Below are 13,919 nucleotides of genomic sequence, written 5' to 3'. Positions count from 1 at the left end.
AGAATGTATGCGTCAGCGTAGGACGGGGACGGGGTTGCTGCAATGCCGTGCAGTAGAACGAGATCGAGATGCGACCAGGACATCTCGCAGAGGACGACGCTCGCACATCTCGACATTCGGCATTTTCACACCATAAACCTTAGGTTTGTTTGATGGGATGGATAGAAACCTTCCGTCCGCGCTATGCTCGTTTTACAAACTTAGAATGCAAAACTCTCGGTAAACTCCGGACGAAGGGGAATTCACGCCCGGCCCGACGGTCGCACGAGTACTGAATCCACGAGAGCGGACGATGCACGAGGCCGGACCGGTGCAGTCGATTATGTTGCACTGCAACAATTTCCACTTCTTTCATGCCTGTTGCTCGAAACAGCCTTCCGGCAATCCTTCCCGGGAACCCTCCCCAGTTCCCACGAACACGCGACATCCATCCCCTGGAGGGAGGAAGCGCAGATGCCGATCCAGAGACGAATCGGACCTCGTTCGGGCACGGTCTGGGTGGACCTGTTCGGTGAAACCTCCGAGTACGCAGACGAAGCGAGCGCCCACCTGTTGAGAAGGTGGGCGAGCGGGTATCTCACCGAACCCAACCCCGACCTCGGCCGCAGCGGGCCCGTGTGCCCGTTCGTTCGCCCGTCGATCGGCAAGCAGCTCTTCGGAGCTGCATTCGTCCACGGATCCGGAATCGACGCCGGGGCACTCGGCACGATCGTGGAGGACCAGTTCGACCTGTACACGACGCTCTTACGCGAGGACGATCGCGACCGGAGCCTGAAGACGCTCGTGACCGTACTGCCCGACCTCACCGGCTTCGAGGTGATCGACGTCGTCCACACGGAATTCAAGTCGCGGTTCGTCGAACACGGTTTCATGCTCGGCCAGTTCTACCCGGGCTGCACCCAGCCGGGTCTGTGGAATCACGACTTCCATCCACTCGACGCCCCGTTGCCGATGCTGGTCGCCCGCCACATGATGACGACCGATTTCCCGTTTCTCGTTGGTCGCCAGGAATGGCTGTGCGCCTACTTCAAGAAGTTCGCCCCGGCACTGCCGTCGACACTCCGCCTCACCATCGCGAAACGGATGAAGTACGACGGCGATGCGGTGGACGCGATCACCGCCCATCATGAGCTGACGGGGAACGAGCCGGGCCGATAGGCTGTACGCGTCCCTGTCCCACATTCCGGTCGTCAAGCTTCAGGTCTTGATTATCGACAATCAAGCCCTCACACTTGACGCATGTTCGTCTTGACGGTCGACCAGCGGAGCAGCCGCCGAGACATCGACCGCGTGGCGGACCTCCTCACCGAACTGCAGGATGTTCCGCTGGTACGGCCCTTCGATCGCACCGCGGGCGACGAGGTCCAGGCCGTCGCGGACGATCCCGCCCTCGTCGTCGATCTCGTCCTCGACCTCCTCCGGAGGGAACGCTGGAGTATCGGGGTGGGAATCGGCCCGGTGGAGACCCCGCTTCCCGAACAGACACGCGCCGGCCGCGGACCCGCCTTCGAACACGCCCGCACCGCCGTCGAACGCGCCAAGAACGCCCCTGGGCAGGTCGCGGCCGAAGGCGACGACGCCGAGGCCACCGCCGACGTCGACGCCGCGCTCACCCTGCTCGCCACCGTCGTCCTGCGCCGCACAGACCAGGGGCACGAGGCGGTCGACCTCGCTCGTCAGGGCCTGTCGCAGGCGCGGATCGCCGAGCGTCTCGGCATCAGCAAACAAGCGGTGTCCCAGCGCCTCGCCACCGCCGGGTGGCAGGCCGAACTGGCCGGACGCGAACTCGTGCGGCGACTCCTGGAAAGGGCCGACCGTTGACCGTCCTCTCACTGGTGTGCCTGGCCGTGGCTGCTCTCGGACCCGCACTCGCGCTGCGCCCGAGCATGCCGGTGTGGCCGGCCGCCTCGTTGAGCATTGCGGGTCTCGCCGGTTCAGCCCTCGCCGCCACCGCGACCACACCGGTTCAGGGAGTCGCGCTCGCGGCCACGCTGATTCTCACCGCCACGGCGGCGATCACCGGGGGCGGACCCGCGGTCCTCGTGGCGTTCCGGATCGCGCGCCGGCAACCCGATGCCGGTCCCGAGCCCACCCCTCCCCCGGGCCCGCTCCGCGGCGGACGCGTCATCGGCGTGCTCGAACGCGGAGCGGTCACCGCCTCGATCCTCGCCGGATGGCCTGAAGGGATCGCCGTCATCATGGCGGTGAAGGGTCTCGCCCGTTATCCCGAACTACGCGAACCGAACGCCTCCGAACAGTTCATCATCGGCACGTCCACCTCGGTGCTGTGGGCGGTCGCGGTGTGCGGAGTCGGGCAGGCGCTGATCACCTGACGCCGGGATCTCCACCGTCAGGTCTTCTTCAGCGCACTCCCCTTGTGCATCGCGACGTGATCGGTCTTGTCGCTCCGGATCTCGTACTGCGGCTCGTCCTCGCTGCACCGCCGCGTGCGCCCCTTGAACTCCACGTCCTCCGTGTGCTTCGCAATGATCACACCCTCGACGTATCCGGCTTCGGAGTTCCATCGGACATGGTCACCGACGGAGAAGTGGGTCGCCATGTCGTCGTCCTCCCGATCGGCTCGCTTCCTGTGGCAGTCGGATAACCGTCTCCCATCGGTCCTACACCCCAAGACGATCAGTCCGTCCGATGCTCCGCGGGATCCGCGGACCCCTCGGCGACGGCACGGAAACGTTCGAGGTCCTCCGGACGGAACTCGGGCCGGGCGACCACCGCGTCGACGAGCAGACGCAACTGGTGCTGCAAGGCCGGCACCGACCCGGTGCGCCCCTGCTCGGAGAGATGATCGATGAGCATGCGCAGCACCCGGGCGAGCGCCGTGGCCACGTGCAGCTGCGCCGAGCCGGCCTGCCGGATCTGCTCGAAGGCGTGCTCGATGTACTCGTCGGGCGACAGGATCCACGGACGCAGCAGAATCCGGCCGTCCGCACCCCCGATCGCCGGCACCGGACTGTCGGTGACCAGCAGGGTGCGCAGCAGACTGCCGAGCCGGAGCACCACCTCGGTGGCGGTCGTCGGGTCGTTGATCGCCTGGCTCAGTGCGCGCAGCGCGATGTCGACGAGTTGCCGCAGCGCGAAGTCCACGTCCTGTTGCATGGTGCGCGTATTCGAGATCTCCACGGCCGCCTCGAGCCGCCGCAGGACCACCGCCCGTTCCGGCTTCGGATGGATCCGCAGCAGCGGTTCCCCGCAGTGAATGTACGCGCCGGGACGCGTCTCCATCCGCACGACCGAACCCGGCGGTACCACGGCGAGAACGAGCTCGGCCGGCGCCTGGGTCACCCAGCCGTCGCGCCGGGCGTACACCGTCGCCCCCTCGGTGAAATCCGGCTCCGGCACCCGGTCGACGTGGATCTCGCCGCGCGAACTCCGGCTCGTGTTCGAGATGACCTTCTCGGCCTCCGAGGCGATGCTGCGCACCACCTCCCCGACCTGCAGACCGTGGGCCAGCCGGTTGAGATAGGCGATGATGAGCACCACGGTCGACACCGCGAGGACCACAGCGAGGGTGGTCGACAGTGTCGGGGCAGGTGCGGCGTCGTCCGCGCCGATGTGGCGCAGTGTCAGCACGCAGTAGACGAAGGTCGCCACCAGCACCCCGATCACCGTCTGGCTGGCCCGATCCCGGATGAAGGACCGCATCACCCGCGGCGAGAACTGGCTGCTGGCCAACTGCAGGCTCACGACGGTCAACGAGAAGACGACGCCGGCGGTGGTGATCGTGGCACCCGCCACGGTGCTCAGCAGCCAGATCGCGGCGTTGCTGTTCATCTTCATGCCCCACGCGAAGGGGCCGAAGGTCCGATCGATGTAGCCGCTCACCTCCGCGAGCACGGCTCCGGCGACGACGACCAGCGCGGGCAGCGCGAACAGACTCTCCCGGAATCGGTATACGCCCGCGGCGATCCGCAACTGCATCCACGGTCTCGGCAGAGCACTCATGTCGACCAAGCTAACCATCCGCAATCCGTACCGCGGGCACTCGCAGCGAGCTGTGGGCACACGCACCGGATGTCCCCTACGGCACGGTTACGGCAAGTCCATGAGATACTCGACGGACAATTGAACAGCCACCGAACCGCGGCGGGAGAGTCCCGCACACAGCGGGCGCCGAAGGAGCAACCTCCCCGGGAATCTCTCAGGCCCCCCAGACCGCCACGGCGAGGCTCCTCTGGAAAGCAACTCTTCCGGGTTCACCGAAGGTGTAAGCGGCTCCGTCCGCGAAAGCTCTCAGGTCCGATGACAGAGCGGGGAACGACAACACCCGCTGGTGCTCGTTTCGTGCACCCTGGACCCGAGGTAGACGTGTGACCGTTTCCCTGGGCGCGCCCCTGCGCGCCGATCATGCGCTGCTCGAGCAGCGCCCCGAAGTTGCACCGACCGAGTCGCGTGGCCCTGTTCTCCCTCCCTCCCCCGCCCCGAAGTCGCCGCCGCGTACGAACCGGCGACTCGGGATCGCCGCGATCGTGCTGTCCGCGACCGCGATGGGCGCCGCAGGATTGTTCGGCCGCAAGGCCACTCCCGAAGGCGCGGTGCTCGGTGAAGCACTCACGCTCGGGCGGATGGCGGTCGGAGCGATCGGCATGCTCGTCCTGATCGCGCTGTCCCGCCGCCTCGGACAGTTGCGCCGGACCCGCCTGTCCTGGTCGGTCGTCGGTGGCGGTGTGCTCCTCGGACTGTCCCTCGCGACCTATCTGTCCGCCACGGTGTTGACCGACCTGTCCCGTGCCGTGGTTCTCCATTACCTCGGCCCCGTCGTCGCGACGGCCCTCGCCCGGGTGTTCCTGAAGGAGAGGGTCGGTCGCCTCGACGCCCTGTCGATCGGCACGGCGTTCGCCGGCATGTTGCTCGCCGCCGGCCTGGTGGGCGGTGAATCGTCCGGGGGCGAGCACGAGACGCTGGGTACCGTGCTGGGCGCTGCCTCGGGAGTCTTCTACGGCGGGGCCCTGCTGTGCTACCGCTATCGCACCGACATGCCGTCCGACGTCCGGTCCCTGTGGAACTTCGTCTTCGGCGCCGTCGCGGCAGGTGGGATGGTCGCGGTGACTCGACCCGACCTGTCGGGGATGACCGCGACGCACTGGTTGTGGGCCGGTGGGTTCTTCGTCGTCTGTGGTCTGTTCGCGCTGGGGCTGCTCGTCGTCGCAGGCAAGCACCTCCGCGCCGCGGAACTGTCCGGCCTGTCCTACCTCGAAGTCGTGGTCGCGCTGATGATCGGCATGGTCGCCTTCGGAGAGTCCGTGACCGCGCTCGCCGCCGCGGGCGCCGGTCTCATCGTGGTGGCGATGGCACTGCCGATGCTCGGCCGCCGATGACGAGTGGGAGGGCGCGCCGGTCGGCGCGCCCTCCCACTCGTGATCGGTTTCCGTTACTGCTGTTGCGGCGGCTCGGCCGGCTGCTCGGATGCGTCGTTCGTCATCCAGCGCTGCGCCGGCGGCGTTGCGGGCAACGCCGACTGTACTTCACCGGCACCCCTCTGCGTCCCCTCCGTGGCGAGACCCGTCCGAACTGCGGGGTCGACCGGCTTGCGCGCGACCGCCTCGGCTTCGGCGACGGCCTGGGCCACCTCGGGATCGCGCTTGGTCGCGAACCAGTCCTCGACCTCGGCACTGTCGTCCTCGGGCCGTTGCAGTTCCTCGTCGACAGGGCTCGGCTCGAAGCGGAAGACGCCGTCCTCGCCGGGCGCGCCGAGCGTCCGCGCGAATCCTTCGAGCGCCTTGCCGAAGTCGCTCGGCACCACCCACATCTTGTTCGCATCGCCCTGGGCCATCTGCGGCAGGGTCTGCAGGTACTGGTAGGCGAGCAGCTCCGGAGTGGGCTTGCCGGCCTTGATCGCGGCGAAGACCTTCTCGATGGACTTCGCCTCGCCCTGGGCCTCGAGGTAGCGCGCCGCGCGATCACCCTGCGCGCGCAGGATCCGCGACTGCCGGTCGGCCTCGGCTTCGAGGATCGCGGCCTGCTTCGCACCCTCGGCGGAGAGGATGCGCGACTGCTTGTCGCCCTCGGCGGTCTTGATCGCGGATTCACGGTGACCCTCGGCCGTGAGGATCATCGCGCGCTTCTCGCGGTCGGCCTTCATCTGCTTCTCCATCGATTCCTGGATCGACGGCGGCGGATCGATGCTCTTGAGTTCGACCCGGGCGACACGCAGGCCCCATCGGCCGGTCGCTTCGTCGAGCACACCGCGGAGCTGACCGTTGATGGAGTCGCGGGAGGTGAGCGTCTCCTCGAGGGTCATTCCGCCGACGACGTTGCGGAGCGTGGTGACGGTGAGCTGCTCGACCGCGGCGATGTAGTTGCTGATCTCGTAGACCGCCGCCTGCGGGTTCGTCACCTGGAAGTACACGACCGTGTCGATGCTCAGCGTCAGGTTGTCCTGGGTGATGACCGGCTGCGGCGGGAACGAGACGACACGTTCGCGTAGATCGACCTTCGCGCGGATGCGGTCGACGAAGGGCACCAGGAAGGTGAGCTGACCCGACGCCGTCCGGTAGTACCGGCCGAGACGTTCGATGACCGCGGCCTCCGCTTGCGGTACCAGCGATACCGATTTGGCCACGACCACCACGACCAGTGCCACCACTACGGCGAGCACGATCAGAGCTTCCATCCTCAGACACCCCTCCACACGACGGCAGTCGCGCCGTCTATCTGCATCACTGTCACTGTCGTTCCCGGCCCGTACACCTCGGTGGCGTCCAGCGGCCTGGCGGTCCACACCTCACCGTCGATCTTCACGCGCCCGGAATGCTCCCCCACCTGCTCGAGGACCAACGCGTGCTTGCCCGGGAGAGCGTCGATCCCGGTGGGCAGAGCGGGCGGCTGGGAGTACCGGCGCCTCAGCATCGGCCGGACACCGAGCAGCAGAACCAGCGAGGTCACGGCGAAAATCACCGCGTCGATCCAGACGGGCAGATCGGTCACCGCGGAGACACCGCCGGTGACGAGCGCTGCACCGCCGAGCATCAGCAGCGCGAAATCGCCCGTGAGCGCTTCGCCGGCCGCCAACGCCACTCCGGCGATCAACCAAATCAATGCGGCCACGATCACCATCGAACCACAAATCGGACATCCTGGCAGATGCCCTGGTGGAGGAAGCGGTCTTGGCCCCTCGTCCTCGAGGCTGCTTTCCGCAGGGAAGATCTCAGGTCGGTAATTCTATATTCTTCGGCTTTCCGTCCTGACCGGAATGTCACCCCGGCTTCATAAGTGGAGGCAACCGAAACACATCCTTTTGCCGTTGTGAAATCGGTGATACCGTCCCCGAACTACCGGCATCACCCCCGCGCGTTCACTCCTCGTGGGAGCTCGATCAGCTCGTCACGCGGTTCCACGCGGCCATCGACGACATCGAGGACCCGTACGAGCGCGCCGTCGAATGGATCGTCGAAGCGGTCCGCACCGTTCGTTACCACCCGGTCGCACGACGATTCGTCGACAACGAAGCCGCCCTCCCCCTCCACCGACAGCTGATGTCCGCATCCGTTCCCCAGGCTTCGCACCCGAGGAGTCCGGCAATGGAAGTCACTCCCGCACAGCGCGTTCGCGCAAACATCGAGGACGATGTACCCGTCGCCGACCGCACCTTCGTCCGGTCGCCGGCAGACCGCCGCATCCGGCCGATGTTCCTGTTCCGGGCGCTGTCGCTCCAGGGCACCCACCCCACCGTCATGGTTGCGCTCGGTCAGCCCTCGTCGGGTTCGGTGACGAAGTCGACGAGGCGCTCCACGGCGCCGATGAGGTGCGATTCGAGATCGCGGAAGGAGTTCACGGCGTTGTAGACGCGCCGCCAGCCGTCCTGCGGCGTGCCCCAGCCGAGTTCACGGCAGACGCCGGTCTTCCAGTCCTGTCCGCGCGGAATGGAGGGCCAGGTGTCGATGCCCACGGCCTTCGGTTTCACGGCCTGCCATACGTCGATGTAGGGATGGCCGGTGACCATCACGTGCGGACCGAGATTCGCGGTGAGACGCTCCTCCTTGGACCCGGTGACGAGGTGGTCGGCGAGCACACCGACGCGCCGGCCCGGGCCGGGTTCGAACTCGGCCAGCCTGGCGCCGAGATTGTCGAGGCCCTCGAGTTGTTCGACGACCACGCCTTCGACCCGCAGGTCGTGCCCCCATACCCGTTCGACGAGGGCGGCGTCGTGCACGCCCTCCACCCAGATCCGGCTTCCCCGCGCCACGCGTGCGCGCAAACCCTCCACCCGGGTGGATCCCGAGGCGGATCTCGTCGGTGCGGAGGCGGGACGGATCTTCGGTTTGACGAGGGTGACGGGTGCTCCGTCGACCAGGAAGGCCGCGGGGCGCATCGCGAACAGACGGGTGCGTCCCTGCGCGTCCTCGAGCCGCACGAAGTCGCCGTCGTGGGTCTTCTCGATTCCCACGATCGCGCCGCACCAGCCGGATGCGGCGTCCTCGACGACGACGCCGCGCTCCGCTGCGAGTTCGGGAACGGCCTTCTTCTTGGTGCGGGCGTGACCGGCGTAGATGTCGCCGCCGTAGATATCGCGTGGGCTCACGCCAGTCCACCCTAGGACATTGCGCGGGACCGCTCGCGCTGCCACGCCGGACCGCCGTGCGCGGTCGCCGTATGCTTTCGGGGTGAGTTCTCCGAGCCTGACGCTGACCGTGTGGGCGGGGTCGTGGCGGTCCGGTCACGCCTCCCCCGACGATGTGATCGATGCGCTGCACGAGTGGGCGCCGATGCATCTCGTGGGTGCCCACGATGCGGCGACGGCCTCCGCGGCGGATCTGCCCGACAAGGGTGTCGCCGACGGTGCCGCCCTGCTGCTCACCCTGATCCGCCGCGTCGATTCCGCCGCCGGCGCCGGTCTGCATCTCGTCCTTCCCGCCCCGGGCGACGTCCGCGCGTTGCCTGCCGGTACGGCGTTCGCCTCCGCGGCGCTGGCTGCCGGTGAAGGCGTCGTCGTGGGAGCGCCCGGAACCCCGGGGCTGGGTCTGGTACCCGTGATCGAGGGTCCGGACGTCCTACGGTGGAACGTCTTCACGCTGCCGGCGGTACCCGAGATCGCGGTCGACGGTGGTCTCGGTGCGGCCGAGTTCGCGATCCGCGAGGCGGTTCGTGATGCCGCCTCCGCGTTGAGCGGAATCCCGACGGTGGGCACCGACGGGCGCCGCACCGATCCGCGGACGGAGATCGCCGAGAAGGTCGCCGAACTCGCGCGGCACCGCTATCCCCCGTCACTGCCCGCACGTGCCGTGCGCGTCCTCGACACCGCAGACCAGGTCGCGGCGATCCTCACCGTGGCCGGTCGCGGAGGAGGTCTGCGGGCCGGTTCGGTGTCCGCCGCCACCGGCCGCGAGGGCGCGCTGCAGCCGCTGTGGGCCGCGGTCCGCGAGGCCCGCACCGGTGCGGTCGCGGCGGCTCTGCGGGCCGAGCACCATCACTGACCGCGGCCGACAGTGCGCGTCGACTCCAGTGCGCGTCAACTCCGTTGCGCGGTGACCAACAGGTACTCCCAATTCATCGCTCCCCCACCGAGATCGTGACGTTGGGCGAGTTCGAGCAGGTCGAGATCGAGAGCCGCGACCCGATCGTGGTCGTCCGCGATGTTGCGGTACACCGCGATGGTGGGGCCGTAGGCGGACTTGAAGAACTCGCGGAAGTCCTCCCCGGTCGCGAAGCGTTCGACGCGCAGGTTCTCGGTGCGTGCCTGCAGGTCGGTGACACGGTCGCCGATCAGCTCGCGCACGTGCACCTCGTCGCCCCACAGCGGCGGCGGCTGTGCACCCGGCGGGGGCGGTGGCGCATACGGTTTCATCGTCGCGAACATCTGCCCGATGAAGCCGGTGGGGGTCCAGCTCAGTAGCCCGATACGTCCGCCCGGGCGGGTCACCCGGAGCAGTTCGTCGGCCGCGGCCCGGTGGTGGGGCGCGAACATCACTCCCACGCAAGAGATCACGGCATCGAAGCTCGCATCGTCGAACGGGAGCGCTTCGGCATCGGCTTCCTGCCAGTCGAGCGTCGCACCTGCCGCTTCGGCGTCACGGCGGCCGACCTCGAACAGTTCCGGGGTCAGGTCGGTCGCGAGCACCGTCGCACCGGTGAGCGCGGCGGGGATCGACGCATTGCCCGATCCGGCGGCGATGTCCAGGACACGGTCGCCCGGACCGATTCCGGTCGCGGCCACGAGAGCGGGGCCGAGTTCGGCGATGACCTCGGTCGCCACCGCTGGATAGTTGCCGAGTGCCCACATCGCCCGGTGCTTGGCCTTCAGGGCGAGATCGGCGTCGTGTGTCGTGGAGATGTCGGTCATCAGAGGATTCCTCCTGTCGAGGGACCCGGCTTCGGCACCGTCTCGGAAGCGGCCCGGGTCACAAATCGACTGTAGGAACGCGGACGCGGTGTCCTCCAGTACACAATCTGTACTGCACCGCCGCTCATCCGTGCTGGTCGCGGCGGTCCGACCGGCCTACGATCCGATCATGGGCCCGCCCTACCACCAGTTCTGTCCCGTCGCCAAGGCGATGGAGTTGTTCGACGAGAGGTGGACGCTGCTCGTGGTGCGCGAACTCGTGCTCGGCAGCGAACGGTTCAACGACCTCCGACGCGGCCTGCCCCGCATGTCGCCGACGCTGTTGTCGAAGCGGATGCACCAGCTCACAGCGGCGGGCATCGTGCAGCGCCTCGAGGACGGAAACGACGTCCGATACGTGCTCACCCCGGCGGGACGCAATCTCGAGACCGTCGTCGACGCACTCGGTGCGTGGGGCACGCGGTGGACCGGGAAACTCGGCGAGGTCGACCTCGATCCGCGACTGCTGATGTGGGACATGCACCGGCACGTCGACCATGCGGCCCTGCCGGAATCCCGGGTGGTCGTGGAGTTCGTCTTCCCGACGGTCACTCACGCGTCGCGCCGGTGGTGGATGGTCATCACGCCGCACGACGTCGACGTGTGCGACGAGGACCCAGGATTCGAGGTCTCGATCCGGGTGACGACGGGACTGCGGGAGCTGACCGAGATCTGGCGTGGCGAAGCGACCTGGCCGGACGCGTTGCGCTCGGGCGCCGTAGTCGTCGACGGTCCGAGCGCCCTGCGCCGGTCGCTGCCCCGCTGGTTCGACTCCCCTCTGGCCTCACCGGCCGGGCACTCCGCCCGGTGAGGCTCGGAGGCATCTATCCGTTCGCGGCGGGCCGGGACGGGCGTTTCGGCGGCTCACAGCACCCGACGGCGCACAGGCTCCCGTTGCACGCGGACCCGAGCAGCGGTTCGGTGCCGCAGCGACGGGCGGTGACCCCCTCCCGCTGTTCCTCGACGAGCTCGCGGACGAGTTGCGCGAAGCGCGGGTCGGTTCCGGCCGTCGCCGCACGAGAGAAGCCCATGCCCAGCTCAGCGGCCCGATCGCGAGCCTCGGTATCGAGATCCCACACGACCTCGAGATGATCGGAGACGAACCCGACCGGCACGACCACGACGGCTCGGACTCCCCGTTCGTGCAGCGCATCGATGTGGTCGACGATGTCGGGTTCGAGCCACGGCACCTGCGGCGGACCGGACCGCGACTGCCACACCAGGTCGTAGTCGCCCTCGCCGAGCGCCTCGGCCACCAACCGCGCCGCTTCGGCGACCTGCCGGCTGTAGAGACGGCCGCCCTCCTCCGGCGGACCACCGGTCGCGTCGAAGGAGGTCGGAACGGAGTGCGCGGTGAACACCACGCGCGCGGAATCGCGCACGTCGTCGGCGAGTTCGACGCGGGCCGCGCGCACGGCGTCGGTGACGGCATCGAGGAACAGCGGGTGGTCGTAGAAGTGCCGCAGCTTCGTCAGCTGCGGGGCGTCCTCGACGGCGTCCCGCGCCCGCGCGATGTCCTCGTGGTACTGCCGGCAACCCGAGTAGCCGCCCCAGGCGGAGGTCGCGAACACCAGGGCGTTACGGATCCCTTCGTCGCGCATCCGCGCGACGGTGTCCTCGACCATGGGATGCCAGTTGCGGTTGCCGAAATAGATCGGCAGATCGATACCGTGCACGTCGAACTCGGCGCGGACGGCGTCGATGATCGCCCGGTTCAAGGCGTTGATCGGCGAGACACCCCCGAAGTGCAGATAGTGCTGCGCGACCTCGTCGAGTCGTTCCGGCGGGATCCCTCGTCCGCGGGTGACGTTCTCGAGGAACGGTCGCACGTCGTCGGGTCCTTCCGGTCCGCCGAACGACAGCAGCATCAGCGCGTCGTACGCCCCGGGGGTGTTCGTCATGGGAGTGCCTTCCGTCGTACGGTCAGCTGCCGAAGCCGACCTGGGAGTGGAAACCACCGTCGACGTAGACGATGGATCCCGTTGTCCCGGGTAGCCAGTCGGACAGCACCGCACACACGGTCTTCGCCACGGGCGTCGGATCGTCGACGTCCCAGCCGATCGGGGACGCCGCCGACCAACCCTCGTTCAGACGGTTCATCTCCGCGCCCGGGCCGGTCGCGTCGCCCGCGATGGCCTTGGCCGCGAGCGTCTTGATCGGGCCGGCGGCGACGAGGTTCGAACGGATACCGCGCGGGCCGACTTCCTTGGCCACGTAGCGGTTCACCGACTCGAGCGTCGCCTTGGAGACACCCATCCAGTTGTAGAACGGCACGGCCCGGGACGGGTCGAAGTCCATTCCGACGATCGAACCGCCCTCGTTCATGACGGGTAGGACGGCCTTGGCGAGCGCGCCGTAGGAGTAGGCCGACACCTCGAGCGCCACCGCGACGTCCGTCCAGGGCGCGTCGAGGAACGGGCTGCCCAGGCAGGACCGGGGTGCGAAACCGATGGAGTGGACGACACCGTCGATCCCCTCCGGTGCGAGTTCGCGGATCTTGTCGGCGAGACCGTCGAGATCCTCCTGGTTCTGCACGTCGAGGCAGATCGCCGGCGGCACCGGCTGCGGGAGACGCTGCGCGATCCGGTCGATCAACCGGAGTCGCTCGAAGCCGGTGATGATCACCTTCGCGCCCTGTTCCTGCGCGGCCTTCGCGGTGTGAAAGGCGATCGAGGCATCGGTGATGATGCCGGTGACGAGAATGGTCTTGCCCTCGAGCAGTCCGCCCATGAGTGTGTCGGTCCTCCAGTGAGATTCGGATGTGGTCGCGTGACCGTCAGTGGCCCATGCCCATGCCGCCGTCGACCGGGATCACGGCGCCGGAGACGTAGGCGGAGTCGTCGGAGGCCAGGAAGCTGACGACGGCTGCGACGTCCTCGGGCTTGCCGAGTCGCTGCAGCGGGATGAACTTCTTCGCCGTGTCGCGCAGGTCGTCTGACAGATCCGCAGTCATGTCGGTCTCGATGAAACCGGGAGCGACGACGTTGGCCGTGATCGATCGCGAACCGAGTTCGCGGGTGACCGAACGGGCGAGCCCGATGACACCGGCCTTCGAGGACGCGTAGTTGATCTGACCGGCCTGACCGGCGAGGCCGACCACGGAGCCGAGGAAGATCATGCGGCCCCAACGGGCACGGAGCATCGCACGGTTGGCGCGCTTGGCGCACCGGAAGGCGCCGGTGAGGTTCGCGTCGATCACCGAGCTGAACTGGTCCTCGGTCATGCGCATCAGCAGGGTGTCGTCGGTGATGCCCGCATTCGCGACGAGCACCTCGACGGGACCCTGATGCTCCTCGACCTCCTTGAACGCGGCGTCGACCGAGTCGGCGTCGGTGACGTCGCACCGCACACCGAACAGGTCGTCGGGCGCGCCCGAACCGCGGTGGGTCACGGCGACCCTGTGGCCGTCCGCCTGCAGGCGACGGGCGACGGCGAGGCCGATCCCGCGGTTTCCACCGGTGACGAGGACGGATCGGGGGGTGGCACCCGCGCGCGTGGACGCTGCGGCACTATCTGCGTCAGTCATGCATTCCAACCTATCTGGTGGCCTGGCCGGGACGGAAAACGCTCCGTGAGCGTGCAC

At 68.0% G+C, this 13,919-nt stretch carries 15 protein-coding genes and 1 riboswitch; of the genes, 6 read left to right on the top strand and 9 right to left on the bottom strand.

The annotated features are described in order from the left end of the window. Positions 1-453 precede the first annotated feature (453 nt). From AC6CID_RS09880 to AC6CID_RS09870, 3 genes are all read left to right on the top strand, one after another. Entirely contained in the window at positions 454-1,158 is a 705-nt protein-coding gene (locus AC6CID_RS09880; RefSeq protein WP_220665938.1) for a DUF6875 domain-containing protein, read from the top strand. An 81-nt stretch (positions 1,159-1,239) separates the two neighbouring features. Beyond that, a complete protein-coding gene (locus tag AC6CID_RS09875) occupies positions 1,240-1,821 on the top strand; it encodes a SatD family protein (RefSeq protein WP_064060324.1) in 582 nt (193 codons plus the stop codon). Further along, positions 1,818-2,333, top strand: coding sequence for a hypothetical protein (locus AC6CID_RS09870; RefSeq protein ID WP_071934909.1), 516 nt, complete (start codon positions 1,818-1,820; stop codon positions 2,331-2,333). Before AC6CID_RS09875 ends, AC6CID_RS09870 begins: the two co-directional genes overlap by 4 nt. 17 nt (positions 2,334-2,350) lie before the next feature. Here the strand turns inward: AC6CID_RS09870 and AC6CID_RS09865 are convergent, their stop codons facing one another. Beyond that, positions 2,351-2,560 (bottom strand): hypervirulence associated TUDOR domain-containing protein, encoded by a 210-nt coding sequence (locus AC6CID_RS09865; RefSeq protein ID WP_006551530.1) that lies wholly within the window; start codon positions 2,558-2,560, stop codon positions 2,351-2,353. Positions 2,561-2,637: 77 nt separating this feature from the next. After that, positions 2,638-3,963 carry a DUF2254 domain-containing protein gene (locus AC6CID_RS09860; protein ID WP_498353892.1) on the bottom strand — a complete coding sequence of 442 codons (1,326 nt, stop codon included), beginning with the start codon at positions 3,961-3,963 and terminating at the stop codon, positions 2,638-2,640. 132 nt (positions 3,964-4,095) lie between these two features. Further along, positions 4,096-4,186, top strand: a riboswitch (glycine riboswitch). A 142-nt stretch (positions 4,187-4,328) separates the two neighbouring features. Between AC6CID_RS09860 and AC6CID_RS09855 the strand changes: the two genes are divergently transcribed. Further along, positions 4,329-5,336, top strand: coding sequence for a DMT family transporter (locus AC6CID_RS09855; RefSeq protein WP_231780685.1), 1,008 nt, complete (start codon positions 4,329-4,331; stop codon positions 5,334-5,336). A gap of 53 nt (positions 5,337-5,389) precedes the next feature. Here the strand turns inward: AC6CID_RS09855 and AC6CID_RS09850 are convergent, their stop codons facing one another. The 3 genes from AC6CID_RS09850 to AC6CID_RS09840 all read right to left on the bottom strand — a co-directional run bounded on the left by AC6CID_RS09850 (position 5,390) and on the right by AC6CID_RS09840 (position 8,539). Next, entirely contained in the window at positions 5,390-6,631 is a 1,242-nt protein-coding gene (locus tag AC6CID_RS09850) for an SPFH domain-containing protein (protein ID WP_006551527.1), read from the bottom strand. A gap of 2 nt (positions 6,632-6,633) precedes the next feature. Next, complete coding sequence (locus AC6CID_RS09845) at positions 6,634-7,074, bottom strand: NfeD family protein (RefSeq protein WP_033096636.1); 441 nt, start codon at positions 7,072-7,074, stop codon at positions 6,634-6,636. A 631-nt stretch (positions 7,075-7,705) separates the two neighbouring features. Beyond that, complete coding sequence (locus AC6CID_RS09840; RefSeq protein WP_064060320.1) at positions 7,706-8,539, bottom strand: DUF3097 domain-containing protein; 834 nt, start codon at positions 8,537-8,539, stop codon at positions 7,706-7,708. 82 nt (positions 8,540-8,621) lie between these two features. Here AC6CID_RS09840 and AC6CID_RS09835 point away from each other — a divergent pair, with 82 nt between their 5' ends. After that, positions 8,622-9,431 carry an Rv1486c family protein gene (locus tag AC6CID_RS09835; protein ID WP_498353891.1) on the top strand — a complete coding sequence of 270 codons (810 nt, stop codon included), beginning with the start codon at positions 8,622-8,624 and terminating at the stop codon, positions 9,429-9,431. A 35-nt stretch (positions 9,432-9,466) separates the two neighbouring features. Here AC6CID_RS09835 and AC6CID_RS09830 read toward each other — a convergent pair whose 3' ends face one another. Beyond that, positions 9,467-10,297 carry a class I SAM-dependent methyltransferase gene (locus tag AC6CID_RS09830; RefSeq protein WP_019289307.1) on the bottom strand — a complete coding sequence of 277 codons (831 nt, stop codon included), beginning with the start codon at positions 10,295-10,297 and terminating at the stop codon, positions 9,467-9,469. 169 nt (positions 10,298-10,466) lie between these two features. On the opposite strand from AC6CID_RS09830, the gene AC6CID_RS09825 reads away from it, so the two are divergent. Continuing rightward, entirely contained in the window at positions 10,467-11,147 is a 681-nt protein-coding gene (locus tag AC6CID_RS09825) for a winged helix-turn-helix transcriptional regulator (protein ID WP_498353890.1), read from the top strand. Between the two features lie 13 nt (positions 11,148-11,160). Here AC6CID_RS09825 and AC6CID_RS09820 read toward each other — a convergent pair whose 3' ends face one another. The 3 genes from AC6CID_RS09820 to fabG1 are packed head-to-tail and all read right to left on the bottom strand — an operon-like array spanning position 11,161 to position 13,862. Beyond that, on the bottom strand, positions 11,161-12,237 hold the full coding sequence (locus AC6CID_RS09820) for a ferrochelatase (RefSeq protein WP_006551520.1): 1,077 nt from the start codon (positions 12,235-12,237) through the stop codon (positions 11,161-11,163). Between the two features lie 22 nt (positions 12,238-12,259). Further along, positions 12,260-13,066, bottom strand: coding sequence for an NADH-dependent enoyl-ACP reductase InhA (gene inhA / locus AC6CID_RS09815; protein WP_006551519.1), 807 nt, complete (start codon positions 13,064-13,066; stop codon positions 12,260-12,262). Positions 13,067-13,112: 46 nt separating this feature from the next. Further along, positions 13,113-13,862, bottom strand: coding sequence for a 3-oxoacyl-ACP reductase FabG1 (gene fabG1, locus AC6CID_RS09810; protein ID WP_024100828.1), 750 nt, complete (start codon positions 13,860-13,862; stop codon positions 13,113-13,115). Positions 13,863-13,919: the final 57 nt, after the last annotated feature.

It is taken from the genome of Rhodococcus sp. GQ147, from assembly GCF_059759155.1.
The sequence above is the reverse complement of the archived record's forward strand: the minus strand, read 5'-3'. Positions and strand labels throughout refer to the sequence as shown.